The sequence below is a fragment of the Pseudomonas sp. H2_D02 genome (assembly GCF_054677635.1).
This window is the reverse complement of record NZ_CP162816.1, coordinates 3897408-3922784: the sequence shown is the minus strand read 5'-3', so window position 1 is coordinate 3922784 and position 25377 is coordinate 3897408. Positions and strand designations below refer to the sequence as shown.

The window sequence follows — 25377 nt, the reverse complement described above, 5'->3', positions numbered from 1 at the left end:
AGCCCTATGCCGTCGCTTTTCAAACGCTCCCTGCTGCCCAAGCTGCGCAGCTTTGCACTGACCGCCGATGCCGTGACCATCCTTGATGGCGCCGCCGAGTTCCGCCGTTGCCTGCTGGAGAAAATCGCCCAGGCCACCCAGCGCATCTACATCGTCGCCCTGTACCTGCAACAGGATGAGGCCGGCCAGGAAATCCTCGATGCCCTGCATGCCGCCAAGACCGCGCGTCCTGAGCTGGAGGTGGTCGTGGTGGTGGATTGGCTGCGCGCCCAGCGCGGATTGATCGGGGCCAAGAAGCAGCCCGGCAACTCGGCGTGGTATCAGGAACAGACGCGCACCCATGCCAGCGAAGTGCCGATCTACGGCGTGCCGGTGCAGACCCGCGAGCTGTTCGGCGTGTTGCACTTGAAAGGCTTTGTGATCGACGACTGCGTGCTCTACAGCGGCGCCAGCCTGAACAACGTCTACCTGCACAAATTCGATAAATACCGCTACGACCGTTATCACCTGCTACAGAACACCGCGCTGGCCGATTCGATGCATCACTTGGTGCAGCACGGCCTGGTTGCCTCCCGGGCGGTGCATCGCCTCGACTTGCCGAACCTGCCCAGCACCCGCAGTTTGCGCAAGGACATCGGCGACCTGCGCAGTCGCCTCAAATATGCGGCCTACGACACCACGGCTGGCAGCCTCGATAAAAGTGGCCTGTCGGTCAGTCCGCTGCTGGGCGTCGGCAAGAACAACCCGTTGAGTCGAGTGATCGGTGAACTGATTGCCAGCAGCCGCCAGCAACTGACCATCTGCACGCCTTACTTCAACCTGCCGCTGGCGGTGACCCGGGAAATCAACCGGGCCCTGGCCCGCGGGGTGCGGATCGACATTATCGTCGGCGACAAGACCGCCAACGATTTCTACATTCCGCCAAGCGAGCCGTTCAAGATCATTGCCGCATTGCCGTATCTGTACGAGATCAGCCTGCGGCGCTTCGCCAAGCGGCACCAGCGCTACATCGACAGCGGCCAGTTGAACCTGCACCTGTGGCGCGACGGCGACAACACCTACCACCTCAAGGGCATGTGGGTCGACGAGCGCTACACCTTGCTGACCGGCAACAACCTGAACCCCAGGGCGTTTCGCCTGGACCTGGAAAACGCCCTGTTGCTGGACGACCCCAAGGGCGAACTGCTGGCGTCGCGCCAGGCCGAGCTTGAAAAGATCTATCGCCACACCCACCGCATCGAACGCTACCTGGACCTGGAAACCCTGCCGGACTATCCGGCGGCGGTGGGCAAGTTCCTCAAGCGCGTCAGCCGGGTGCGGATAGAGCGACTGCTTTATCGGATCCTGTGAACACCCGTGCCATGGCGGAAAAAGACACCATCTCCATCCAGTTGGTGCGTGAGGCGCTGTTGCAAAGCTGCGCGCCAGGAGCCGCGACGGATGAAGTCCTGGAAAAGGTCGGCATAGCCCCGGCCTTGCTCGATGATCCCCAGGCCCGGGTGCCGGCCCATGCCTATGCACGGCTCTGGCGCCTGCTGGCCCGGCGCCGCGATGACGAGTTCTTCGGCATGGACCCGCGCAAGCTCAAGTCCGGCAGCCTGGCGTTTCTTTGCCAGTGCGCCATGGCCCAACCGACGTTGGCTACGGGTTTGACCGCAGGACTGGGTTTCCTGTCGCTGATGCTGGAACATCTGCCAGCCCAGTGGGCTCGCCAGCAGAGCCTGGCGGAAATCGTCCTGCTCGAAGAAGGCCAGGCGCCGCGTCGGGCATTTACCTATTTCACCTATTGGATGATTGTCCACGGCGTGGCCTGCTGGCTGGCCGGACGGCGCATCCCGATCCTGTCGGTCGAGTTGCGTTGCCCGGCGCCGGATTTCTGCGACGACTACCGCGTCATGTTCTCCCAGAACCTGCGCTTCGACCGACCTCGTACGCGGATGATTTTCTCCGCCGAATGCCTGGACCAGCCTATCCGGCGAAGCCCCGAAGAACTCAAGCGCTTCCTGGCCCAGGCGCCGACGAACATCCTGGTCAAGTACCGCGATCCACAAAGCCTCTCCAGCCGCATCCGGCATGATCTGCGCCAATTGCCCGCTGAGCAGTGGCCGGAAACCGAGGCACTGGCCCAGCAACTGTGTGTTTCAGCGTCGACCCTGCGTCGCCGGCTGGCGGAGGAGGGACAGACCTACCAGGGCCTGAAGGACAGCGTACGCAAGGAGCTGGCCATCACATGGTTGGCCGAGCCGTCCATCAGCTTCGTGGAGATTGCCTCGCGCCTGGGGTTCGCCGATGCCAGCTCGTTCTACAAGGCGTTTCGCAAGTGGTCCGGGTCCAATCCAGGGCATTACCGCAGCCTGATTCTCAACGATCCTCACTGATCCCCCTGGATAGGCGCAGGGAGTTTTTGTGGGAGCGAGCTTGCTCGCGATAGCGATTTAACAATCGACAATTGTGCCGTCTGACCCACCGCCTTCGCGAGCAGGCTCCCACATAGGTTTTCCCACATAGGTTTCACTGGGCAAACCGGCACGCTCATAAAACCGTCATCTATTTTTGCTACAAGGCTCTGCAGCGCCCGGAAAAGCCGGGCCATCAGCCAGGGTAACGTAAGCAAGTGACCGTTTTGGGTAGCGTATGAAGGTGTTGGTCACGGGTGCTGCGGGGTTCATCGGGTTTCATGTGGCCAAGCGGCTGTGCAGCGATGGCCATGAAGTGATCGGCATCGACAATCTCAACGACTACTACAGCGTCGAGTTGAAACAGGCGCGCCTCGCGCAGTTGGCGCAATGCAGCAACTTCCGCTTCCAACGGCTGGACGTGGCGGACAAGGCGGCCCTGACGGAGGTCTTCGCGCAGAACGCCTTTGGATACGTCATCCATCTCGCGGCCCAGGCGGGCGTTCGTTATTCCATCGACAATCCCGACCTGTATGCGCAAAGCAACCTTGTGGGTTTTCTCAACGTCCTGGAGGCCTGCCGAGCCCATCGGCCGGCGCACCTGGTCTACGCGTCGAGCAGCTCGGTCTATGGCTTGAGCGAACGCCTGCCCTACGCCACGACCGACCCGGTCGACCAGCCGGTTTCCTTTTATGCGGCGACCAAGCGCGCCAACGAGCTGATGGCCCACGCCTACTCGCATCTCTACGGCATTCCCACCACCGGCCTGCGCTTTTTTACCGTGTACGGGCCATGGGGGCGACCGGACATGGCGCCATTCAAGTTCACCGACGCCATCCTCAAGGGCCGTCCCCTCGATGTCTACAACGATGGCGCGATGTCACGAGACTTCACGTATATCGACGACATCGTCGAGGGCCTGGTGCGCTTGCTGCCGCTGCCGCCAACCGATGAGGCTGGCGTGCCCAACAAGGTCTACAACATTGGTTTCGGCGGGCCGGTGAAACTTCTGCAGTTCATCGAGTGCATCGAAGAGGCCTTGGGCATGCGCGCGGTCAAGCATTTCCTGCCGTTGCAGTCCGGCGACGTGGTCGATACCTGGGCTGACACCCGTGAACTCGAGGAGCGCATTGATTTTCGGCCGCAGGTACCGGTGCCGGTTGGCGTGCAGGCATTCGTCGATTGGTACCGTGACTATTACCGTGTCTAACCCTCTCATCCCCTCGTAATTTTGTTGGAGCGTCATGCACGAGACTCCTTATGTGTCGGTCCTGATTCCGGCCAAGAACGAAGCTGGCAACCTGATTCCCTTGTTGGATGAAGTGCGTACGGCGCTGGTCAACGAGGCCTTTGAGGTCATCGTGGTCGACGATGGCAGCACCGACGCCACCGCGGCCGAGCTGCGTGCGCTGCAACGCGGCGGCTATCCGCAACTGCGGGTGCTCAGCCATGCCCGTTCCCTCGGCCAAAGCACCTCGATTTTCCACGCCGCCGAGGTGGCGCGCGGGCATTGGTTGGCGACCCTGGATGGCGACGGTCAGAACGACCCGGCAGACTTGCCGAAGATGCTTGACCTGGTCCGTGGATCGGAAGGCGCGCCCGGGGGTGTGAAGTTGGTGGCCGGGCATCGCGTCAACCGCCGGGACACGGCGAGCAAGCGCTGGGCGTCGCGATTCGCCAACAAACTGCGGGCCAGCCTGCTCAAGGACCAGACGCCGGACACTGGATGCGGCATTAAGCTGATCGAGCGCCAGGCATTCCTGCGGCTGCCGTATTTCGATCACATGCACCGTTTCATTCCGGCGCTGATTCGTCGTCACAACGGCCGGATGCTGGTCCAGCCGGTCAACCATCGTGAGCGCGGCGCCGGTGTCTCCAACTACGGCAACCTCGATCGCGCCCTGGTGGGCATCCTTGATCTGTTCGGTGTGTGGTGGCTGATAAAGCGCACCCGCCTGGACACCCACGCACAAGAAACCGAGGTTTGACATGGGCAGAGAATCGTTGTGGCTTGCGGTCGGCTTCGGGGGACAACTGGCATTTACCGGCCGTTTCGCCCTGCAATGGCTGTACAGCGAGTACAAGAAGCGCAGCGTGATTCCCGTGGGCTTCTGGTACCTGAGTATCATTGGCAGCGCGTTATTGCTGGCCTATGCGATCTACCGCCAGGACCCGGTTTTCATTGTCGGCCAATCGTTCGGCTTTATCGTTTACTTGCGCAATCTGCAGTTGATTGCCAAGCATCACGAGCGGGAAAACCGCGAAGTGGCAGGGAAGGGCTGAGACGGTGAGGATACGACTGTCCAGCTCGCGATTCGAATGCCTGGCGTGGACGGCGCTGGCCTTGATCATGGTCGGTGCCGGCCTGGGCTGGCGCCAACCGATGAATGTCGACGAGGAGCGTTTCCTCGGTGTCGCCCTCGAAATGCTGCAAAACGGCTCGTGGTTCATTCCCCATCGCGCCGGCGAAATCTACGCCGACAAGCCGCCGCTGTTCATGTGGGCGGTGGCGTTGTTCGTGCAGTTGACCCATCTGCCCAAAGTCGCGCTGTATCTGCCTGCGCTGCTGGCCGGCGCAGTCACCACGGCGTGCCTGTATGACCTGGGCCGGCGCCTGTGGGGACGGCGCGTGGGAAGCATCGCCGCGCTGTTGTTCCTGGCGACTTACCAGACCTACAGCATTCTGCGCACGGGGCAGATCGATGGGTTTCTTGCGCTCTGGACCATCCTGGGCATCTATGGTTTGTGCCGACACCTGTTGCTCGGCCCGGCCTGGGGCTGGTACTACGCGGCCTGCGCGGCGATGGGGTTTGGGATTATCAGCAAGGGCGTGGGGTTTCTGCCGGCTGTTGATGCTGATTCCCTACGCGTATGCGCTGCGCAAGGGTTGGAAGGGCGTAGTGCCGATGCCCGGCAAAGCGTTGGCCTGGTGGCTGGGGCTGGTCGTTGCGTTGGCGGCCATCGCGGTATGGCTCGGGCCGTTGCTGGTGATCGTCGGGCAGGGCAGCCCTGACAGCCTGGCGTATGTCCAGGAGATCTTGTTCAAACAGACGGCGGGACGTTATGCCAACGCCTGGGAGCACCGAGAACCGTTCTGGTATTTCATCGTCCAGGTGATCCCGAAATACTGGTTGCCGCTGTTTTTCATGCTCCCCTGGCTGGTGCCGGCGTGGCGCAAGCATCTCATCAAGCAGGACGGCCGGGTGCTGGTGCTGCTCGGTTGGGTGATCCTGGTCCTGCTGTTTTTCAGCCTGAGCAGCGGCAAGCGCAAGTTGTATATCTTTCCGGCGTTGCCGGGCTTGATCCTCTTGGTTGCACCGCTGGTGCCGTGGATGCTCCGTCGCTGGTTTGGCAAGCGGCCGAGGGGCAGGGTGGTGTTCGCCGCCTTGACCTCGGTGTGGCTGTGCGCTTGGTTCGTGCGCGGTTTCATTGAACCTTACAAGGAAGGCGTCAACCCCCATGAGACCTTGATGCGTGATGTGGCGCGACTGACGGGCAACAGTGAATTGGTGCTGGTGGGCTGGCGGGAAGGCCACTGGTTGTTCGCGCAACAGCCCATCGTGCATTTCGGTTTTCATACCGGCGATGCCCTGGAACAGTCCGCTTCCTGGCTGCGCAGCCATCCGCAGGCGTTTGCCTTGGTGCCGGAACGTAACCTGGCGCGTTGTTACGACCCACAAAAGGCCCGCCGGGTCGGCGATACCTCACGGGCCAAGTGGTTCCTGGTGGGGGCCGATGCGGACAACCAGCGCTGCCAACCCCCGGCGCCGGAAAAGGCCTATTCCTTTGCCTGGAAACAGCCCCTGTAGCGGCAGTAATACTCCTCACTTAAGAAAAACGATGGCCCCGTGGCGAGGGGATTTATCCCCGCTGGGCTGCGCAGCAGCCCCAACAGCAACGACCTCGATCTTACTGGCACACCGGGTTGTCTGGTTGGGGGCCGCTTCGCAGCCCAACGGGGCGGTGCGACGTTTCGCTAAATCCCCTCGCCACAGGTGTTTAAGCAGGCTTGCTGTGGCTGCCAGCCATTGCGGGAGCGAGCCCACTCGCGATGAGGCCACTCCTGGCAACACCGACTTAAGTCCATGGCCAAACCAGTCAAGCAACTTGATGGCTTTGACCATTGCCCCCCACGCCCTTCGGCGCGAGTATTTGCCTGCTATTCACGGTTCCCCCACCCAATAAAAAGTACAGAGGGATTCTGGTCATGCGCGATTATTCGTCCGCCACGTCGCAGTTCGATTACCTGAACACCGTCAATGCCGCGTTGCACGGCTCGCTCGAGGCACTCAACGCCTGTGTTGAATGTTGCGACCGGCACGCGCTGCCTGGCCGCATCGCTTTGTTCTGGGAGGGCCGTGACGGCAGCGACGCGACTTGGACTTACCGTGACCTGCAAGACAACGCCGCGCGCTTCGCCAATTTCCTCCGCGCCCAAGGCGTCGGCAAAGGCGACAAGGTTGCTGGCCTGTTACCGCGCAACGCCGAATTGCTGATCGTGGTGCTCGCCACCTGGCGCATCGGCGCCGTGTACCAGCCGCTGTTCACCGCGTTCGGTCCCAAGGCCATCGAACACCGCCTCGGCAGCTCCGGCGCGCGGATCGTGGTCACTGACGCGGTCAACCGTCCCAAGCTCAACGAAGTCACCGGTTGCCCCACCGTCGTCACCGTCGGCGGTGCAAAGGGCGAGGGCATCGTCCGCGGCGATTACAGTTTCTGGGCCGAGGTCGCCAACCAGTCCGACGAGTGCGAACCCCTGATGCTGACGGGCGAGGATCCGTTCCTGCTGATGTTCACCTCCGGTACCACCGGACCGGCCAAGGCGTTGTCGGTGCCGCTCAAGGCGATCGTGGCGTTCCAGAGCTACATGCGCGACGCGGTGGACCTGCGGCCGGAAGACGCGTTCTGGAACGTCGCCGACCCGGGCTGGGCCTACGGCATCTATTTCGGCGTGACCGGCCCGTTGGCGCTGGGACACCCGATTACCTTCTACGACGGCCCGTTCACCCTGGACAGTACCTGCCGCGTCATCAACAAGTACGGCATCACCAACCTGGCGGGTTCGCCCACGGCCTATCGCCTGCTGATCGCCGACGGCGAGCAGTTCGCCCGGTCGATCAAGGGTAAGCTGCGCATCGTCAGCAGCGCCGGTGAGCCGCTGAACCCGGAAGTGATCCGCTGGTTCGCCGACAACCTGGACGTGGTGATCCACGACCATTACGGCCAGACCGAACTGGGCATGGTGCTGTGCAATCATCATGGCCTCGACCACCCGGTGCACCAGGGTGCGGCGGGTTTTGCCTCGCCAGGCCACCGCATCGTGGTGCTCGATGAAAACCACCAGGAGCTGGGCGTCGGCCAGCCGGGCATTCTTGCCGTCGACCGCAGCCAGTCACCGATGTGCTGGTTCGCCGGCTACGAAGGGGGCCCGACCAAGGCCTTCGTCGGCGATTATTACCTGAGCGGCGACACCGTCGAGTTCAACCCCGACGGCAGCATCAGCTTCGTCGGGCGCAGCGATGACGTGATCACCACGTCCGGCTACCGGGTTGGCCCGTTCGATGTGGAAAGTGCGCTGATCGAGCACCCGGCCGTGGTCGAGGCCGCCGTGGTCGGCAAGCCCGATCCGGAACGTACCGAGCTGGTAAAAGCCTTCGTGGTGCTCAGCGCCCAATACCGCGCCGCGCCCGAGCTGGCCGAAGAGCTGCGTCAGCATGTGCGCAAGCGCCTCGCCGCCCATGCCTATCCCCGCGAAATCGAATTTGTCAGCGACTTGCCGAAAACCCCGAGCGGCAAGTTGCAGCGCTTTATCTTGCGCAACCAGGAAATCGCCAAGGCCCAAGAAGCCGCGGCGCAGAACGTTTCAGCTTGAATCCAAGGAAACCATGATGCAGATCGACAACAAGATATTCCTCGTCAGCGGTGGCGCTTCCGGCCTCGGCGCGGCCACCGGTGAAATGCTGGTCAAGGCCGGGGCCAAGGTGATGCTGCTGGACGTCAACGCCGACGCCGTGGCTGCCCAGGCGCAGAAGCTGGGCTGCCAGAGCGTGGTCGCGGACATCAGCAACGAAGCCGCCGCCGAAGCGGCGGTCAAGGCCACGGTCGATGCGTTGGGTGGCCTCAATGGCCTGGTGAATTGCGCTGGCATCGTGCGCGGCGAGAAGATCCTCGGCAAGAACGGTCCCCACGCCCTCGCCAGTTTCAGCCAGGTGATCAACGTCAACCTGATTGGCAGTTTCAACCTGCTGCGCCTGGCCGCGGCGGCCATTGCCGAAACCGAAGCCAACGCCGATGGCGAGCGCGGCGTGATCATCAACACCGCGTCGGTGGCGGCCTTCGACGGCCAGATCGGCCAGGCAGCCTATTCCGCGTCCAAGGGTGCTATCGCCAGCCTGACCCTGCCAGCCGCTCGTGAACTGGCACGTTTCGGCATCCGCGTGATGACCATCGCCCCCGGTATTTTCGAAACCCCGATGATGGCTGGCATGACCCCGGAAGTGCGCGATTCCCTGGCTGCCGGCGTGCCGTTCCCGCCGCGCCTGGGCAAACCCGCCGAGTACGCGGCGCTGGTCCGGCATATCATTGAAAACAGCATGCTCAACGGCGAGGTGATCCGTCTCGACGGCGCCTTGCGCATGGCCGCCAAATAGGAGGATTAGTCATGTCCCACGATCCGATTGTCATCGTCAGCGCCGTCCGCACCCCGATGGGCGGTTTCCAGGGCGAACTGAAAAGCCTCACCGCGCCGCAGCTGGGTTCCGCGGCCATCAAGGCCGCCGTGGAACGGGCCGGCATTGCCCCCGATGCGGTTGAAGAGGTGTTGTTCGGCTGTGTGCTCGCCGCCGGACAAGGCCAGGCGCCGGCACGGCAGGCAGCGCTCGGCGCCGGGCTGGACAAATCGACCCGCTGCACGACGCTGAACAAGATGTGCGGCTCGGGCATGGAAGCGGCGATCCTCGCCCATGACATGCTCGTCGCCGGCAGCGCCGATGTGGTGGTGGCGGGCGGCATGGAAAGCATGTCCAACGCCCCGTATCTGTTGGACCGCGCCCGCGCTGGCTTGCGCATGGGCCACGGCAAGGTGCTCGACCACATGTTCCTCGACGGCCTTGAAGACGCCTATGACAAGGGCCGCCTGATGGGCACCTTTGCCGAGGACTGCGCCGAGGCCAACGGCTACAGCCGTGAAGCCCAGGATGCCTTCGCCATTGCCTCCACCACCCGCGCCCAGCAAGCAATCAAGGACGGCAGTTTCGATGCTGAAATCGTCCCGTTGCAGGTGATGGTCGGCAAGGAACAGGTCACCGTGCGTCACGACGAGCAGCCGCCCAAGGCGCGGATCGACAAGATCCCCACGCTCAAGCCAGCCTTTCGCGACGGCGGTACGGTGACGGCGGCCAATGCCAGTTCGATTTCCGATGGTGCCGCGGCCCTGGTGCTGATGCGCCAGAGCCAGGCGCAACAGCGCGGTTTGAAACCCTTGGCGGTGATTCATGGCCACGCAGCGTTCGCTGACGCCCCGGGCCTGTTTCCCACGGCACCGATTGGCGCGGTCAAGAAATTGATGAGCAAGACCGGCTGGTCCCTGGACGAGGTCGATCTGTTCGAAGTCAACGAAGCCTTCGCCGTGGTGGGCGTGGTGACCATGGACAAGCTGGAAATCCCCCACGACAAGGTCAACGTCCACGGCGGCGCCTGCGCACTGGGGCACCCGATTGGTGCGTCCGGCGCGCGGATCCTGGTGACGCTGCTGTCGGCCTTGCGCCAGAAGGGCCTGAAGCGCGGCGTCGCGGCGATCTGCATCGGCGGCGGCGAAGCCACGGCCATGGCCGTTGAATGCCTGTACTAAGGAATCACCATGCTCCCGACTGAAGAACAGACCCAAATCCGCGACATGGCCCGGCAGTTCGCCCAGGAGCGTTTGAAACCGTTCTCGGCTGAATGGGACCGCGAGCACCGTTTCCCCAAGGAGGCCATCGGTGAAATGGCCGAGCTGGGCTTTTTCGGCATGTTGGTGCCGGAACAATGGGGCGGTTGCGACACCGGTTACCTGGCCTACGCGATGACGCTGGAAGAAATCGCCGCCGGCGACGGGGCGTGCTCGACCATCATGAGCGTGCACAACTCGGTGGGCTGCGTGCCGATCCTCAAGTTCGGCACTGATGAGCAGAAAGCCAGGTTCCTCACGCCCCTGGCCAGCGGCGCGATGCTCGGCGCCTTTGCCCTGACCGAACCCCAGGCCGGCTCCGACGCCAGCAGCCTGAAGACGCGGGCGCGGTTGGAGGGCGACCATTACGCGCTCAATGGCAGCAAGCAGTTCATTACCTCCGGGCAGAACGCCGGGGTCGTTATCGTGTTCGCGGTCACTGATCCTGGCGCCGGCAAGCGCGGCATCAGCGCGTTCATCGTGCCCACCGATTCGCCGGGCTACAGCGTGGCACGGGTCGAAGACAAGCTCGGCCAGCACGCCTCCGACACCTGCCAGATCCTCTTCGAGGATTTGAAAGTGCCCGTGGCCAATCGTCTCGGAGAAGAAGGCGAGGGCTACAAGATCGCCCTGGCGAATCTCGAAGGCGGGCGGGTTGGCATCGCGGCGCAGTCGGTGGGCATGGCCCGCGCGGCGTTCGAAGCGGCGCGCGACTATGCCCGCGAGCGCCAGAGCTTCGGCAAACCGATCATCGAGCACCAGGCCGTGGCGTTCCGCCTGGCGGACATGGCGACGCAGATCGCCGTGGCACGGCAGATGGTTCATCATGCCGCCGCGCTGCGCGATGCCGGCCAGCCCGCGCTGGTGGAAGCGTCCATGGCCAAGCTGTTCGCCTCGGAGATGGCCGAGAAGGTCTGCTCCATGGCGCTGCAAACCCTGGGGGGCTACGGTTATCTCAACGATTTCCCGCTGGAGCGCATCTACCGCGACGTGCGGGTCTGCCAGATCTACGAAGGCACCAGCGACATTCAACGCATGGTTATTTCGCGCAATCTTTGAACAGGAGTCCTGCATGACTTACGAAACGATTTTATTGGAGATCAAGGACCGCGTCGGCCTGATCACGCTGAACCGTCCCGAGGCGCTGAACGCCCTCAATGCCCAGATCGTCAGCGAGCTGAACCAGGCGCTGGACCGCCTGGAAGCGGACCCGAAGATCGGTTGCATCGTGCTGACCGGCTCGAAAAAAGCCTTCGCCGCTCGGCGCCGACATCAAGGAAATGGCTGAGCTGACTTACCCGCAAATCTATCTGGATGATCTGTTCAGCGACAGCGACCGCGTTGCCAACCGCCGCAAACCGATCATCGCGGCGGTGAACGGTTTTGCCTTGGGCGGTGGCTGCGAGCTGGCCTTGATGTGCGATTTCATCCTGGCCGGTGACAACGCCAAGTTCGGCCAGCCGGAAATCAACCTCGGCGTACTGCCGGGCATGGGCGGCACCCAACGCCTGACCCGCGCGGTGGGCAAGGCCAAGGCCATGGAAATGTGCCTGACCGGGCGCTTCATCGATGCGGTGGAAGCCGAGCGTTGCGGCATTGTCGCGCGCATCGTGCCGCATGGATGAGCTGCTGGATGAAGCACTGAAAACGGCGGCGTTGATTGCTTCCAAATCCGTGCCCATCAGCATGATGATCAAGGAAAGCGTCAACCGTGCCTTTGAAGTCAGCCTGTCCGAAGGCGTGCGCTTCGAACGTCGGGTGTTCCACGCCGCGTTCGCCACGCACGACCAGAAGGAAGGCATGGCCGCGTTCGTCGCCAAGCGTGCCGCGGAATTCCAAGACAAGTAGCGCAACTGGCGCCCGCGAAGGCGGGGGGTACATTCGGCGTGGATGTGACAGACCCACCGCTTTCGCGAGCAAGCTCGCTCCCACAGTTGACCTGAGGTGTACGCGATACTGTGTACACCACCAAACCCTGTGGGAGCGGGCTTGCCCGCGAAGGCGGCGGTACATTCGGCATGGATGTGACAGACCCACTGCTTTCGCGAGCAGGCTCGCTCCCACGGTGGATATGAGGTGCGCGCGATATCCGTGTATGCCTCAAAAAACCTGTGGGAGCGAGCCTGCTCGCGAAGCTTTACACCAGGTAGTGCTTCAACTCCCGGGCAATCACCATCCGCTGAATCTCGCTCGACCCCTCATAGATCTGGGTAATCCGCGCATCCCGGTAGTAGCGCTCCACCGGATAATCCTCCAGATACCCATAACCCCCATGGATCTGTATCGCCGACGAGCAGACTTTCTCGGCCATTTCCGAAGCGAACAGCTTGGCTTGCGAGGCTTCCGACAGGCACGGCTTGCCGGCGCTGCGCAGGCGCGCGGCGTGGAGGATCAGCAGGCGGGTGGCGTTCAGGCGGGTGTGCATGTCGGCCAGCAGGTTGGCGATGCTCTGGTGCTCGATGATCGGCTTGTCGAACTGCACCCGATCGCGGGCGTAGGCCAGGGCCGCTTCGAACGCCGCGCGGGCGATGCCCAGGGCTTGGGCGGCGATGCCGATGCGACCGCCTTCCAGGTTGGACAGGGCGATGGCCAGGCCTTTGCCACGGGCGCCGAGCAGATTGGCCTCGGGCACGGTGCAGTTGCTCAGCGTCACCGCGCAGGTATCTGACGCGCGGATGCCCATCTTGTGTTCGGAGCGGTCAACGTTGAACCCCGGCGTGTCCGTCGGCACCAGGAATGCCGAAATGCCTTTCTTCCCAAGGTCTGGGTCCGTCACGGCAAAGACAATCGCCAGTTTCGCCCGCTTGCCATTGCTGACGAACTGCTTGGCGCCGTTGATCACCCACTGACCATCGCGCAGTTCGGCGCGGGTGCGCAGGTTGTGCGCTTCCGAGCCAGCCTGGGGTTCGGTCAGGCAGAAACAGCCAATCGCCTGGCCGCTGGCCAGGTCCGCCAACCAGGTCTGTTTCTGTTCATCGGTGCCGAAATTGAGGACCGGCCCGCAACCCACCGAGTTGTGGATACTCATCAACGCCCCGGTGGCGCCGTCGCCCGCGGAGATTTCTTCCACGGCGAGGGCATAGGCGACGTAATCGACATAGGTGCCGCCCCATTCCTCGGGCACCACCATGCCCAGCAGGCCCAATTCGCCCATTTTGGCCACCAGAGCGTCATCGATCCAGCCAGCCTTTTCCCAGGCTTGGGCATGGGGGGCGATTTCACCGCGGGCGAAGTCACGGGCCATGTCGCGGATCATCACTTGTTCTTCGGTCAGCTCAAGGTCTTGCATGTTCAATTCCCGTGGTAGTCGAAGCCGTCGAAGAAACTCGCGACCTGTGCGGCGTCCAGCGCCTCCAGGGTCGGTGGGTTCCATCGTGGGTTCTTGTCTTTATCGATCAGCAAGGCGCGCACGCCTTCGATCAGGTCGCCGCGCGCGAACCATTGGCGGTCCAGGTGCAGCTCCAGGGCAAAGCAGTCTTCCAGGCTCAGGTGCCGGCCACGACGCAACATCTCCAGAGTCACCGCCATCGCCAGGGGCGAGCGGGTCTCCAGGAGTTCGGCGGTTTTCAGCGCCCACTCATGGCTGTTCGCGACGGTGACCTGGCGCATCTGCTCGACCATGCTGGGAGCGTCGGGCAGCGCAAAGAAATGATCGATGGCCGGCCGCAGGTCGGCCAAGGGTGGGGCAGGGAGCTGTTGCACAGCGATTTTTGCCAGCAGGCTTTGCAAGTCCTTGAGTGCCGTGTCGCGCCATTCCAGCCGATCGAGACGCTCATCCAGCTGGGTGAGCTTGCGGCTGTCGAGGTACCAGTCGGCCAATCCGCAATACAGCGCGTCGGCGGCACGAATATGCACGCCGCTGACACCGAGGTAGATACCCAGCTCGCCGGGAATGCGCGGCAGGAAATAGCTGCCGCCCACATCGGGGAAGTAGCCGATGGCGACTTCGGGCATGCCCAGGCGGCTGCGTTCGGTCACGATCCGCAGGTCGGCGCCTTGCGCCAGGCCCATGCCACCGCCCAGCACGAAGCCGTCCATCAGGGCCAGGATCGGTTTACGGTAGTGGTGGATCGTCAGGTCGAGGGCGTATTCCTCGACGAAGAAATCTTCATGCAGGGTATCGCCCTGCTTGTGGCTGTCGTACAGCGAACGGATATCGCCGCCGGCCGCAGAACGCCTTGTCACCAGCGCCGCGCAGGACCACGGCGCGGATCTGCGGATCGTGGGCCCAGGCATCGAGTTGCTGCTGCATGCTGCGCACCATGCCCAGGGTGAGGGCATTGAGGCCGGCGGGGCGGTTCAGGGTCAAGTGGCCAATATGGTTGCGGACGTCGACCAGCACCTCGTAAGGCGCGGTTTCGACGCGGTCCGCAGCTTGGGATGAAACCTGAGCTGTCATCGCTAACTCCCTGCTTTTATTGTTCTTTATAAATAATGTCGCGCGTACCCGGTCGGGATCGTAACAGTGCAAATTTGCATTGCACAACCGGGATACGTGCAGGTCCTGTCTGCATATTTATAGCAGCCACAGGCTCAACCGCGACCCGACAGTACCTCCGTGATGCTGCGGCGCTTGGCATGACGCTCGCTGGCGTGGATCAATTGCTCCAAGTCTTCGGGGGTTACGTCGAAGAATGCTTCCATTTCCTCAAGTGCCGACTTCAAGTCCTCAGCGGTGATGGCTTGGCGATCAACGGGGGGATGGTCGGCCGGTATCACCGCCACCGGCTCGCTGGCGCGCTTGGGATAGCGCACGCGCGTCAGGTTGTTGTAGGCCAGTGCAAAGACGAGCAGGCCAGAGCCGGCCAGCATCGCCGCCGCCACTGCCTGCCAGTCCAAGGCAATGATCGACGGATCGGCCAGCACCAGCGTTGCGGCCAGGGCTCCCGCTGGCGGATGCAGGCAACGCAGCCAGCACATCAATATCAGCGCCATGCCCGCCGCCAGGCAGGCGCTTTCCAGCGTGCGGCCCAGCACATGGGCCACTAACAAGGCGAGGACCGAGGCACACAGGTAACCGCCGAAAATCGACCAGGGCTGGGCGAGGGCGCCCGATGACACCGCAAACAGCAGCACAGCCGAGGCGCCGAGCGGGCCGATCAGGTGCTGCGCCACCTCAAGGCCGAACACCTGGCCACAGAGCCAGACACTGAACAAGGTGCCGAAGGACATGCCGATGGCGGCACGGCTCCATTCGGTAGGACGGGTATTGATAGCCGCGGGGAACCAGCGAGAAAACATTCAGCAAACATCCAAAAAACGAACAAAAAAAGGGGCTTACGGGGTAAATCCCAGAAAGCCCTTTAAGTGTTCCAACAGTTGGGGGAGGAACGGTGCACAGTGTGCCGTCCGCCCCCTTGGGTTACAAATTCATATTAATGCTGGTTGAGTGCATTAATTTTGAAGTAACGAATCAGGCGCTTTTGGAAACTTCAAGCCACGCCTGCTGTGCAATCGGCAAATTGCAGGATTGCCCGCGCCCCATCGGGAAGTAGATAAACCCCTTGTCCGCCATGCGATCCGGGTCGTACAGGTTGCGACCATCGAAAATCACCGGGGCCTTGAGCCGTTGCTGGATCAACTGGAAGTCCGGGGCCTTGAACGGCTGCCATTCGGTGCAGATGATCAGGGCGTCGGCCCCCGGCAAGACCGATTCCGGGGTGCCCATGAGCATCAGTTTCGGCTCGTCGGGGTAGAGCAACTGGGTTTGCTGCATCGCCTCGGGGTCGAACGCGCGAACACTCGCCCCGGCCGCCCACAGCGATTCCAGGAGCGTGCGGCTCGGTGCGTCGCGCATGTCGTCGGTGTTGGGCTTGAAGGCCAGGCCCCACAACGCGAAGGTCTTGCCCCGCAGATCGCCTTTGTAGAACGCCTTGATGCGCTCGAACAGCTTGTGTTTTTGGCGCAGGTTGATGGTTTCCACGGCTTGCAGCAGGTCGCTGGAGCAATGGGCTTGTTCGGCCGTGTGGATCAAGGCGCGCATGTCCTTGGGGAAGCACGAGCCTCCATAGCCGCACCCTGGATAAATGAAGTGGTAGCCGATCCGTGAGTCAGCGCCGATGCCCAGGCGCACGGACTCGATGTCGGCCCCCAGGTGCTCCGCCAGTTCGGCAATCTGGTTGATGAAGCTGATCTTGGTGGCGAGCATGCCGTTGGCGGCGTATTTGGTCAGTTCCGCACTGCGCAGGTCCATGAACAGGACCCGATCGTGGTTGCGGTTGAACGGGGCGTACAGGTCGCGCATGGTCTCGCGCACTTCATCGCGCTCGCAGCCGATGACGATGCGATCCGGGCGACGACAATCGGCGACCGCCGAGCCTTCCTTGAGAAATTCGGGATTGGAGACGATATCGAACTGCAACAGGCGCCCAGCCTTGAGCAGGCATTTCTCGATATGCGCCCGCAGGATATCGCCGGTGCCCACCGGCACGGTGGATTTTTCCACGACGATCAGCGGTTGCTCGCGGTAGCGGGCCACCGCCTCGCCAACGGCCAGCACCTGGCGCAGGTCCGCAGAACCGTCGTCCCTCGACGGCGTACCGACCGCAATGAACAACACCTGGCCATGCTGTACGGCAAGTTGATCATCGCTGGTGAAATGCAGGCGCCCGGCCTCCAGCCCCTCGCGCACCAGCGCTGCCAGGCCAGGTTCGAAAATACTTACCAGGCCTTGGCGCAGGTTGGCGACCTTGTGTTCGTCAATGTCCATGCACACCACGTCATGGCCAACCTCAGCCATTACTGCGGCTTGCACCAATCCAACGTAACCACTGCCGAACACACTGATTTTCATGGCGGGACTCCCTGGATCATCCTGAGCGGTTGGCACAGCCAGCAGTTCGCCGCAGTGCGCTCGCCCCAGAATAAGTCGGGGATGTTTCAGTTCACTGACAGTCCGGCGAAGCGCTCAGGCCTGGCTCGGCACCAGGCGGTACTCCGCCGGGAGTTGCGCGACGTAGTCGTCGACCACTTCCCGGGTCAGGCTGACGATGTCTTCGACGCGCTCCATGCCCGCGCCGGTCCGCCAACTGGCGACGATGTCCATGACCGAGGGTAGCGGCACGCCGTCCACCAGGACCAGCGAACCCTGGTTCAGTTCACCCACCACCAGCGCCGCAGGCATGGCGCCGATGCCAAAGCCATCGCGAACCAGGCGAGTGATGGCTGACGCCGAGTTCACGCAGTTGATACGCGGCGAGACGAGGTTGGCCGAATGCAACATGTTGAGCAGATCCTGATGCGGCCGGGAATTGCGCGAAAAGGTCACGATACGTTCCTGCGACAGGTCCTCCAGGGAGGCGTAGTGGCGATCATAGGCAGAGCCGGTACGCGCCACCCAATGCATCGGATAACGGGTCAGCAAGGTGTTGCGCACGCTGTCCAGGCGCAGGATGTCGGTCTGGAAAATGATGTCCTGGTAGCCCTTCTCCAGTTGCGAGCACAGGTTGCTCGCGGTGTCGGCGGTGAGCTCGATTTCCAGCGCCGGGTAACGCTCCATCAGCCGTGTCACCAACGGGCTGAGCCATGTATGGATGACGGTGTCCATCGCACCGATCCGAATCCGGCCGCGCACCTGGCGCGGATCCTTGATCACCGCTTTCATGCTCTGCATGGTGTCCATAATCCGCTCGGCATACTCCAGCACGCGCTGGCCTTCGGCGGTCAGCGACACACCTTTGGAGTCACGCACGAACAGGCGCACGCCCATTTCGTCCTCCAGGGCCGCGATCCGGCTGGAAATCGACGCCTGGGTGGTGAAGAGCTTTTCCGCCGTCAGCCGGAAGCTCTTCAGGCGTGCGACCCAGACAAACGTTTCCAGAAACTTGATGTTCACGTCGGCGGTTCCTCGAAACTGAAGGATAGGGCGTTGGGCTTCCTGAAGGCAGATCAGCCCACTGAGATGTATTGGACCACGTCTTCAAGCGGCGTTGAATCCGGCGCCGTACCCACGGCGGCGTCCGCGTTGCTCCATGGATACTCCAGGTGCGAGACCCAGGCCATCACCGCTCGGCAACTCTTCTGCCGGCAAGGTTTTCATGTGCTCGATGGTAATGACCAGTCCCTCCGCCAAGGAGGACGAGGAGCTGAACCGCCAGTCATATCGCCCGCAGCCGACGCGGACCTCGCCACTGTGCTTGTCCGACATCGCGACCAGCCATTTGCACTGGAATGTCTCGATGTTGTCGGCAGGCGGTGCCTCCAGGCAGAACGTGTAGACGTTTTCGAACGTCTGGTTGAAACGGCTGACCAGGACGTCACCGATCGCGCGACGGCCTTCGACGTGATCCGGGAATGAAATGGAACCGGTGTGAACCACCATGTCGAGGGTCGCCCCAGCGGTGAAGGCCTGGTCTAGCAGGTGCGGACGGTTGCCATCCTTGGCGTGGATGTAGTGCTCGATCGATCGTTGCGCAGTGGTCATCAGTTTCAATCCGTTAAAAGGTCTACAGGGCGCTGTTCAGGAGATCCGTCACCAGCATGCAGCCGGGGGCGTGAGTGATACACAGCGGCGGACGAGAAGCCTGGACCACGGATTGGGGCGTTACGCCGCAAGCCCAGAAGACCGGTATCTCATCCGCCTCGATCGGCACCGCGTCACCGTAGTCCGGCCGGTCGAGGGCGTGGATGCCGATCAACGCAGGATCGCCGATGTGCACCGGCGCGCCGTGGACGTTGGGCATGCGCCCGGTGATCTGGATCGCCTGGATCGCAGCAGCGGCTTTCATTGGCCGCATGGTCACGACCATTTTGCCAGACAAGCGCGCGGTAGGACGCGTGTCGATGTTAGTGCGGAACATGGCGACGTTACGGCCCAGGTCAATGTGCCGCAGGCGTATGCCGGCCTCCAGCAGCGGTTGTTCGAAGGAAAAGGAACAGCCGAGGGCGAACGCAACCAGGTTGTCCTGCCACAGGTGCTCGATGTCCAGCGGCTCTTCGCTCAACTCGCCGTGGCGGTAGACACGATAGCGCGGCACCTCATGGCGGATATCGATGGGCGCGCCCAGGTTGCGCAGGAACGGGTCGCCGGGTTCGCTCACGTCCAGCACCGGGCAGGCCTGGCGATTGAGTGTGCAGTAGCGCAGGAATTCGTCGCCCCAGTCACCCGGCAGGATCACGATATTGGCTTGCACCCGCCCTTGGCCCAGGCCGCTGGTGTGGCCGTGGTATCGACCCGCCGCGATGTTCTGGCGCAACGCTTGCGGTGAACAGGGCTGCAGTTGTTCGAATGACAGGGCTGATGAACTCATCGCGGGGTCTCCGTAGGTTTTTATTAGAGATCCCTTTGTAGAAAACCCGGACGACGGCGTCCAACAAGGAAAATTGCTACCCCCTGACAAGTAAAAGTTATTCGACCGTCGACAGGCCCGCCGCCGCCACCATGCGCTGGGGCCCGACGTCCGTGGCGTATTGGCAGACGACCTGGCGGCTCATGTGCACGATGCTCTCGATCAGCTCCAGACCCACGCCCGCACGCCATGACGCGACGACATCGAGCTGGGGCAGGGGCGCGCCGGGCTCCAGCTGGATCAATTCGCCACGGGCCAGGGGCTTGGCCACCAGCGCCGCCGGTAAAGCGCCAATGCCGAAGCCGTCGCGTATCAGTCGGGTCATCGCCGACACCGAGTTGACGCAACTGACCCTCGGCGTAGCGACGCCATGGGCGTACAGCAGGTTAAGTACGTCCTGGTGCGGCCGCGATTGCTTGACGAAGGTGATGATGCGTTCATTCGCCATGTCGGCCAGCGAGGCGTAGGGCCGGGCATAGATCGATTGGCTGGCGGCGATCCAGTGCATCGGGTAATGCCCCAGTTCGAGGTTGCGCACGCTTTCGTGGCGGACCAGGTCAGTCTGGAAGGCGATGTCCAGATAGCCTTTCTGCAACTGCTCGCAAAGATTGCGCGCCGCGTCGGCGGTGATTTCGATCTCCACGGCGGGAAACGCCTGCATCAGCATGGACATCAACGGACTGAGCCAAGTGTGGATCACCGTGTCCATCACGCCGATGCGCACCAGGCCTTGCTGCGGGGTGCTTTTGTCCAATGACTGTTTGAGCGCACGCTGGACTTCGAGCATTTGTTCGGCGTATTCGAGCACTTTCGTGCCTTCCGGCGTCAACGACACCCCGCGTGAATCACGCACGAACAGGCGCAGGCCCAACTCGTCCTCCAGCGACGCGATCCGACTGGAAATCGCTGCCTGGGTGCTGAACATCTTTTCGGCGGTCAGGCTGAAGCTTTGCAGCCGGGCGACCCAGACGAAGGTTTCGAGGAACTTGAGGTTCATGGTGGTTCTCTTGGCGTTTGTCGTTCTTATGGTTGCAATTGTTACTCCAGGTCGGGCCCGGATGCGCATCAAATTTTCTTATGCCCGAGGGCGCCTTTTTTCCGTTTGACCCTTGCCTGCGCCACTGCGAAGAATCTGCCCCCAACAATAAGCGAGGCGCGCACGCCGTCCCCGAAGGGATCGCTCGCGTCCATAAAAAGGAGCACGCCATGCCCCGTTTCACTGACACCCGCTGGAGCCGTTCACCGATCGGTCCCTTGCTCGGCCTGGGCCTGATCGGTGCGCCGATGGCCCACGCCGATTTCATCGCCGACAGCAAGGCCAGCCTGGAAGCCCGCAACTTTTATTTCAACCGCGACTTCAGGCAAGAAGGTGCCCGGGACAAGGCCGAGGAATGGGCGCAGGGCTTCCTGCTGCGCATGGAGTCGGGGTACACCGCCGGCACCGTGGGGTTCGGTCTGGACGCCTTGGCGATGGCCGGTTTCAAACTGGACTCCGGCGGTGGCACGGCGGGCACGAACCTGCTGCCGGCATGGATTTGTCCGGCGGTTCCCAGGACCGCTACGGTGAAGTCGGTCTGACCGCGAAGATGCGCATGTCCAACAACACCCTGAAAGTCGGCACCTTGCAGATCAAGGATCCGGTGGTGAATTCCAACGATACGCGCCTGTTGCCGAGCACCTTCAAGGGCGGGCTGTTGAACGTGCAGGAAATCGACCGTTTGAAACTCACCGCCGGGCAGCTCACCCAGATCAATCTTGTCGATTCCACCGACTACCAGGACATGACCGCCAACCGCATTGGCGGCACAAGCGACAAGTTCCAGTTCACCGGCGCGGACTACCAGTTCCTGCCCAATCTCACGGCGCAATACCGTTACGGCAAACTGGAGGATATCTATCAGCAGAACTACCTGGGTTTCGTCCATACCCTGGACCTGGGCGCCGGCCAGTCATTGAAGAGTGATGTGCGTTATTCCCGCAGCACCGAGGACGGCAGTTTCCGCAAGATCGACAACCAGGCATTCGGCGCGCTGTTCACCTACAGCCTAGGCGGCCATGCACTGGGCCTGGGGTATCAGCGCATGAGCGGCGACGATCCGTTTCCCTACATCTCCCGCAGCGATCCGTACCTGGTCAACTTCGTGCAGATCGGCGACTTCGCCAACATCGAGGAACGCTCGTGGCAAGCTCGCTACGACTACAACTTTGCCGCCCTCGGTGTGCCGGGCCTGACCTTCATGACTCGCTACATCAGCGGCGATAACGTGCAGCGCAGCGCGCCAGGAGAGGGACAGGAATGGGAACGCAACACCGACGTCGCCTACGTGATCCAGGACGGCACTTTCAAGGGGCTGGGGTTCAAGTGGCGCAATGCGACGGTGCGCTCGAACTTCGGCAATGACCTGGATGAGAACCGGCTGATCGTCAGCTATACGATGGCGTTGTGGTGACGGCCCGCCTGGAGCGTCAGGCCTTGACCCAGCGCTGACGACTCCAACTGCTCAAGGTATCGACGGTGAAGACCAGCAGCAACATCGCCAGGATCACCGTGCTGCCCTGGGCCTCCTGGAACAGACTGAGGCTGACGTAGAGCATCTGGCCCAGGCCGCTCGGCTGCCGACGAAGCCCAGCACGCTGGCCATGCGGATGTTGTTCTCCCAGCGGTACAAGGTGTAGGCCAGCAGTTGCGGCATCAGGTTGGGCAGCGTGCCGTAGCAAAACGCCCACAGCGCGCTGCCGCCTTGCAGGCGAATGGCGTCGGCGGGTTGTGGCGGGGTGTTTTCCAGCGCTTCGGCAAACAGCCGGCCGAGCACGCCGACGGTGTGCAGGGCCAACGCCAGTGTCCCGGCGTTGGGACCGAGCCCGGCGGCAAACACCATCAACGCCGCCCATACCAGTTCGGGCACCGCGCGCAAGGCGTTCAAGACCAGTCGAGACGCGCTTCGCAATGGCCAGCCAAGTCGCCCGGCGGCCGGCAGCGCCAACGCCAGGCCCAGTACCGCCGCGAGCAGCGTGCCGAGGGCGGACATGGCGACGGTTTCCAGCATGCCGTGACCGATCGCTTTCAGATAGGCAGGGCTCAGGTCGGGCGTGAGAAAACGCTGCGCATAAGCGCTCATTTGCTTGAGGTTCGAGTGGTCACCGAGCGCGGCCAGGTCGATACCCAGATAGACAAACGAGGCAACTACCGCCGCGCCGAGGCCCAGCAGCATAAGCACGTTGAGCAGGCGATTCATGCCAGCCTCCAGCGCAACAGGCGGCTGAGCTGGTCGGCGAGCAGCACCAGCACCAGGAAGGTCAGCAACAGGCTGGCGACTTCACCGCCCGCGAACATGCGCAACGAGAGGTCCATCTGCTGGCCGAGGCCGCCGGCACCGACGAAGCCCATCACCACCGAGGCGCGAATGGCGCATTCCCAGCGGTACACGGTGTACGACAGCAGTTCGGCCACGACATTGGGCAGGATCCCGTAGCAGAACGCCGCAAGCCGACCGCTGCCGGCTTGCATCAGCGCGTGCGCCGGACGCTGGTCGACCGACTCGAAGATTTCCGCGTAGACCTTGCCCAGCATGCCGCTGTAGGTAATGGCGATGGCCAATACACCGGCGGTGGGGCCAAGGCCGACGGCCCGGACGAAGAGCAAGGCCCAGACGATCTCCGGCACGCTGCGCAGGAAGATGAGCAGGCCACGGACCGGCCAACGCAGCCACTGGCCCCAAAGGCCGGGCCTGCCGGCGCGGTAGGCGGCCGACAACGATAACGCACGACTGGCGAGCAGGCTCGCGGGAACCGCCAATAGCAGTGCCAGGGCCATGCCGGCCGTGGCGATGGCGATTGTCTGCAACGTGGCCTGCAGCAGCAATTCGATGAACGCTTCGTCATGGGCCGGCGGCCAGAATGCCGCGACGAACCGACCTATTTCGCTCTGGCTGTCGCTGGCCAGCAATACGCTGAGGTCCAACTCGCTGAAATGAATGCCCGGCCACAGCAGGGCGACGGCCAAAAGGCCGAGGAGCAGGCGAGGGCGGGCAGCAGGGTCCCGGACGTCGTGCTTCAGCATCGCGGAATCTGCACGCTCGAAGGGGGCGGAGGGTTCGAGATGGACGCCAATTGCTCGTTGGCATAAAGCGCGTCAAGCCGCTTGCGGTCGACGGCTTCGGTGGGCAAATCGAAAAGGATCTGGCCGTCACGCAAGCCGATGATCCGCGAGAAATGCGCCAGCGCCAGTTCCACCGCGTGCAAGCTGGTGACCAGGGTCACGGCGTGTTCCCGGGCATGCTGGCAGAGCACCGAAAGCGTGTGTTCGGCCAGGACCGGGTCCATCGCCGACACTGGCTCATCCGCCAGCAACACTTCGGGTGCCTGGTATAGCACCCGGGCGATGCCGACGCGTTGCAGTTGGCCGCCGGACAGTTGCTGGCATTGGGCGAAGAGCTTGTCGCCCAGGTCCAAGCGGGCCAACGCCGCCCGCGCCCCCGGGATGTCCAGCGGATGCAGCAGGTTGAGCAGACTCTTGCCCATGCCCCATTGGCCCAGTTTGCCGGCCAACACCGCCGTGACCACCCGTTGGCGCGGCGGCAGCGGCGGCGCTTGATGAATCAGGCCAATGCGTGCGCGCAGGCGTTGGCGCTGGCCGGCCGACAGGTGCCAGGCGCGCTCGCCCAACACCTGGACTTCACCGTTTCCCGGCCGCAGGGCGGTCGCCAGCACATTGAGCAGGCTGGATTTACCCGCGCCGGACGGGCCGATGATAGCGACCTGTTCACCCGCCTCGATGTGCAAGTCCACGCCCCGCAGCGCCTGGGCGCCGTTGGCGTGGGTGACGCTGGCCTGGGTCAAACGCAATGTCATTTCAGCAGTTCGGCGGCGCGAGCGGCTTCTTCGATGCCCTTATAATTCTCGGGCTTGGTTTCGATGAAGCGGCTGGCGGCTTGCAGGTCGAGGATTTCCTTGTCTTTCGGATTCGCCGGGTCGAGCGCCAGGAACGCTGCCTTGAGCTTGGCCGCCAGCGCCGGGTCGAGGGTGCCGCGCACGGTCCAGTTGTAGTCGAAATATGCCGGGGTGGTGGCGAACACCTTGACCTTGCTGGTGTCGACTTTGCCGGCGGCCACGAGTTTTTCCCAGACGCTGGCGTTGAGCACGCCGGCATCGACCTTGCCCGCCTGGACCCAGGCCGCGGTCGCGTCATGGGCACCCGAGTAGCCGACGCGGCTGAAGTAGGTTTCCGGCTTGATGCCGTCCTTGAGCATGAAGTAGCGCGGCATCAGGCTGCCCGAGGTGGATGAGATCGAGCCGAAGGCAAAGCTCTTGCCCTTGAGGTCGGCCAAGGATTTCACGGCGGGGTCGGCGGTGATGAATTTACTGGTGAATTGAGCGTCCTGTTCGCGTTGTACCAGCGGAATGGCGTTGCCGGTCTTCAGGCGAGCCTGGACGAAGGTGAAGCCGCCCAGCCAGGCCAGGTCGATCCGGTCGGTGGCCAGCGCCTCGACCACGGCGGGGTAGTCGCTCACCGGGACGAACTCGACTTTCATGCCGATCTGCTGTTCCAGATAAGCCCCCAGTGGCTTGAACTTGCGCAGCAGTTCGGTCGGCGCCTCGTCAGGGATCGCGCTGACTTTCAGGGTGTCGGCGGCCTGCGCCAGGACAGCGCTCACGGTCAGGGTGAAACCGACGGCCAGTGCCAGGGTACGCTTGAGCATGAAAATCTCCGGTGCTTGGAAGCATGAATGTTCAAGCGCCGGGCATTCTTGCCGGGCGCGTTGTGAGG

18 protein-coding genes and 6 pseudogenes are annotated in these 25377 nt (G+C 62.8%); 12 read left to right on the top strand and 12 right to left on the bottom strand.

What is annotated here, in order from left to right; genetic code table 11:
- Window positions 1-6: 6 nt before the first annotated feature.
- The 11 genes and pseudogenes from pssA (at window position 7) to AB4N42_RS17965 (ending at window position 12171) form a co-directional block, all read left to right on the top strand.
- Complete coding sequence (gene pssA / locus AB4N42_RS18015) at window positions 7-1350, top strand: CDP-diacylglycerol--serine O-phosphatidyltransferase (protein ID WP_198796515.1); 1344 nt, start codon at window positions 7-9, stop codon at window positions 1348-1350.
- A gap of 11 nt (window positions 1351-1361) precedes the next feature.
- Window positions 1362-2378 (top strand): AraC family transcriptional regulator, encoded by a 1017-nt coding sequence (locus AB4N42_RS18010; protein WP_460116404.1) that lies wholly within the window; start codon window positions 1362-1364, stop codon window positions 2376-2378.
- A 256-nt stretch (window positions 2379-2634) separates the two neighbouring features.
- Window positions 2635-3606, top strand: coding sequence for an NAD-dependent epimerase (locus AB4N42_RS18005; RefSeq protein WP_460115095.1), 972 nt, complete (start codon window positions 2635-2637; stop codon window positions 3604-3606).
- A gap of 34 nt (window positions 3607-3640) precedes the next feature.
- Window positions 3641-4384 carry a glycosyltransferase family 2 protein gene (locus tag AB4N42_RS18000; RefSeq protein WP_460115094.1) on the top strand — a complete coding sequence of 248 codons (744 nt, stop codon included), beginning with the start codon at window positions 3641-3643 and terminating at the stop codon, window positions 4382-4384.
- A 1-nt stretch (window position 4385) separates the two neighbouring features.
- Entirely contained in the window at window positions 4386-4679 is a 294-nt protein-coding gene (locus tag AB4N42_RS17995; RefSeq protein ID WP_030138848.1) for a lipid-A-disaccharide synthase N-terminal domain-containing protein, read from the top strand.
- A gap of 67 nt (window positions 4680-4746) precedes the next feature.
- Window positions 4747-6205 (top strand): annotated as a pseudogene (locus AB4N42_RS17990) (ArnT family glycosyltransferase).
- Between the two features lie 398 nt (window positions 6206-6603).
- Window positions 6604-8268, top strand: coding sequence for an AMP-binding protein (locus AB4N42_RS17985; RefSeq protein WP_460115093.1), 1665 nt, complete (start codon window positions 6604-6606; stop codon window positions 8266-8268).
- 16 nt (window positions 8269-8284) lie between these two features.
- Window positions 8285-9046 (top strand): SDR family NAD(P)-dependent oxidoreductase, encoded by a 762-nt coding sequence (locus tag AB4N42_RS17980; RefSeq protein ID WP_030138851.1) that lies wholly within the window; start codon window positions 8285-8287, stop codon window positions 9044-9046.
- An 11-nt stretch (window positions 9047-9057) separates the two neighbouring features.
- Window positions 9058-10245 (top strand): acetyl-CoA C-acyltransferase, encoded by a 1188-nt coding sequence (locus AB4N42_RS17975; RefSeq protein ID WP_407683633.1) that lies wholly within the window; start codon window positions 9058-9060, stop codon window positions 10243-10245.
- A 9-nt stretch (window positions 10246-10254) separates the two neighbouring features.
- Window positions 10255-11382: an acyl-CoA dehydrogenase gene (locus AB4N42_RS17970; protein WP_460115092.1), complete on the top strand. Its 1128-nt coding sequence runs from the start codon at window positions 10255-10257 to the stop codon at window positions 11380-11382.
- 13 nt (window positions 11383-11395) lie between these two features.
- Window positions 11396-12171 (top strand): annotated as a pseudogene (locus AB4N42_RS17965) (enoyl-CoA hydratase).
- A gap of 289 nt (window positions 12172-12460) precedes the next feature.
- Here AB4N42_RS17965 and AB4N42_RS17960 read toward each other — a convergent pair.
- The 8 genes and pseudogenes from AB4N42_RS17960 to AB4N42_RS17925 form a co-directional block, all read right to left on the bottom strand.
- Window positions 12461-13612, bottom strand: coding sequence for an acyl-CoA dehydrogenase family protein (locus tag AB4N42_RS17960; protein ID WP_198796510.1), 1152 nt, complete (start codon window positions 13610-13612; stop codon window positions 12461-12463).
- Window positions 13613-13614: 2 nt separating this feature from the next.
- Window positions 13615-14722 (bottom strand): annotated as a pseudogene (locus tag AB4N42_RS17955) (enoyl-CoA hydratase/isomerase family protein).
- Between the two features lie 134 nt (window positions 14723-14856).
- On the bottom strand, window positions 14857-15564 hold the full coding sequence (locus AB4N42_RS17950) for an HPP family protein (protein ID WP_030138857.1): 708 nt from the start codon (window positions 15562-15564) through the stop codon (window positions 14857-14859).
- Between the two features lie 172 nt (window positions 15565-15736).
- On the bottom strand, window positions 15737-17116 hold the full coding sequence (locus tag AB4N42_RS17945) for a UDP-glucose dehydrogenase family protein (RefSeq protein ID WP_460115091.1): 1380 nt from the start codon (window positions 17114-17116) through the stop codon (window positions 15737-15739).
- A gap of 114 nt (window positions 17117-17230) precedes the next feature.
- Window positions 17231-18157, bottom strand: coding sequence for a LysR family transcriptional regulator (locus AB4N42_RS17940; protein ID WP_407683630.1), 927 nt, complete (start codon window positions 18155-18157; stop codon window positions 17231-17233).
- Between the two features lie 53 nt (window positions 18158-18210).
- Window positions 18211-18745, bottom strand: a pseudogene (locus AB4N42_RS17935) (hypothetical protein).
- Between the two features lie 22 nt (window positions 18746-18767).
- Complete coding sequence (locus AB4N42_RS17930; RefSeq protein WP_334597633.1) at window positions 18768-19571, bottom strand: putative hydro-lyase; 804 nt, start codon at window positions 19569-19571, stop codon at window positions 18768-18770.
- A 97-nt stretch (window positions 19572-19668) separates the two neighbouring features.
- A complete protein-coding gene (locus AB4N42_RS17925) occupies window positions 19669-20607 on the bottom strand; it encodes a LysR family transcriptional regulator (protein WP_460115090.1) in 939 nt (312 codons plus the stop codon).
- 209 nt (window positions 20608-20816) lie between these two features.
- Here AB4N42_RS17925 and AB4N42_RS17920 point away from each other — a divergent pair.
- Window positions 20817-22060, top strand: a pseudogene (locus AB4N42_RS17920) (OprD family porin).
- Window positions 22061-22076: 16 nt separating this feature from the next.
- Here AB4N42_RS17920 and phnE read toward each other — a convergent pair.
- The 4 genes and pseudogenes from phnE to AB4N42_RS17900 all read right to left on the bottom strand — a co-directional run bounded on the left by phnE (window position 22077) and on the right by AB4N42_RS17900 (window position 25309).
- A pseudogene (phnE, locus tag AB4N42_RS17915) lies at window positions 22077-22846 on the bottom strand (phosphonate ABC transporter, permease protein PhnE).
- Complete coding sequence (locus AB4N42_RS17910; RefSeq protein ID WP_217859463.1) at window positions 22843-23670, bottom strand: PhnE/PtxC family ABC transporter permease; 828 nt, start codon at window positions 23668-23670, stop codon at window positions 22843-22845. Before AB4N42_RS17910 ends, phnE begins: the two are co-directional and overlap by 4 nt.
- Window positions 23664-24461, bottom strand: coding sequence for a phosphonate ABC transporter ATP-binding protein (locus AB4N42_RS17905; protein WP_460115089.1), 798 nt, complete (start codon window positions 24459-24461; stop codon window positions 23664-23666). Before AB4N42_RS17905 ends, AB4N42_RS17910 begins: the two co-directional genes overlap by 7 nt.
- A complete protein-coding gene (locus AB4N42_RS17900) occupies window positions 24458-25309 on the bottom strand; it encodes a putative selenate ABC transporter substrate-binding protein (RefSeq protein ID WP_030138867.1) in 852 nt (283 codons plus the stop codon). Before AB4N42_RS17900 ends, AB4N42_RS17905 begins: the two co-directional genes overlap by 4 nt.
- Window positions 25310-25377 lie beyond the last annotated feature (68 nt).

Bases quoted from the DNA above. Each gene is read 5' to 3' on its own strand.
- pssA (WP_198796515.1), top strand. From the start codon at position 7: ATGCCGTCGCTTTTCAAACGCTCCCTGCTGCCCAAGCTGCGCAGCTTT.
- AB4N42_RS18010 (WP_460116404.1), top strand. From the start codon at position 1,362: ATGGCGGAAAAAGACACCATCTCCATCCAGTTGGTGCGTGAGGCGCTG.
- AB4N42_RS18005 (WP_460115095.1), top strand. From the start codon at position 2,635: ATGAAGGTGTTGGTCACGGGTGCTGCGGGGTTCATCGGGTTTCATGTG.
- AB4N42_RS18000 (WP_460115094.1), top strand. From the start codon at position 3,641: ATGCACGAGACTCCTTATGTGTCGGTCCTGATTCCGGCCAAGAACGAA.
- AB4N42_RS17995 (WP_030138848.1), top strand. From the start codon at position 4,386: ATGGGCAGAGAATCGTTGTGGCTTGCGGTCGGCTTCGGGGGACAACTG.
- AB4N42_RS17985 (WP_460115093.1), top strand. From the start codon at position 6,604: ATGCGCGATTATTCGTCCGCCACGTCGCAGTTCGATTACCTGAACACC.
- AB4N42_RS17980 (WP_030138851.1), top strand. From the start codon at position 8,285: ATGCAGATCGACAACAAGATATTCCTCGTCAGCGGTGGCGCTTCCGGC.
- AB4N42_RS17975 (WP_407683633.1), top strand. From the start codon at position 9,058: ATGTCCCACGATCCGATTGTCATCGTCAGCGCCGTCCGCACCCCGATG.
- AB4N42_RS17970 (WP_460115092.1), top strand. From the start codon at position 10,255: ATGCTCCCGACTGAAGAACAGACCCAAATCCGCGACATGGCCCGGCAG.
- AB4N42_RS17960 (WP_198796510.1), bottom strand. From the start codon at position 13,612: ATGCAAGACCTTGAGCTGACCGAAGAACAAGTGATGATCCGCGACATG.
- AB4N42_RS17950 (WP_030138857.1), bottom strand. From the start codon at position 15,564: ATGTTTTCTCGCTGGTTCCCCGCGGCTATCAATACCCGTCCTACCGAA.
- AB4N42_RS17945 (WP_460115091.1), bottom strand. From the start codon at position 17,116: ATGAAAATCAGTGTGTTCGGCAGTGGTTACGTTGGATTGGTGCAAGCC.
- AB4N42_RS17930 (WP_334597633.1), bottom strand. From the start codon at position 19,571: ATGAGTTCATCAGCCCTGTCATTCGAACAACTGCAGCCCTGTTCACCG.
- AB4N42_RS17925 (WP_460115090.1), bottom strand. From the start codon at position 20,607: ATGAACCTCAAGTTCCTCGAAACCTTCGTCTGGGTCGCCCGGCTGCAA.
- AB4N42_RS17910 (WP_217859463.1), bottom strand. From the start codon at position 23,670: ATGCTGAAGCACGACGTCCGGGACCCTGCTGCCCGCCCTCGCCTGCTC.
- AB4N42_RS17905 (WP_460115089.1), bottom strand. From the start codon at position 24,461: ATGACATTGCGTTTGACCCAGGCCAGCGTCACCCACGCCAACGGCGCC.
- AB4N42_RS17900 (WP_030138867.1), bottom strand. From the start codon at position 25,309: ATGCTCAAGCGTACCCTGGCACTGGCCGTCGGTTTCACCCTGACCGTG.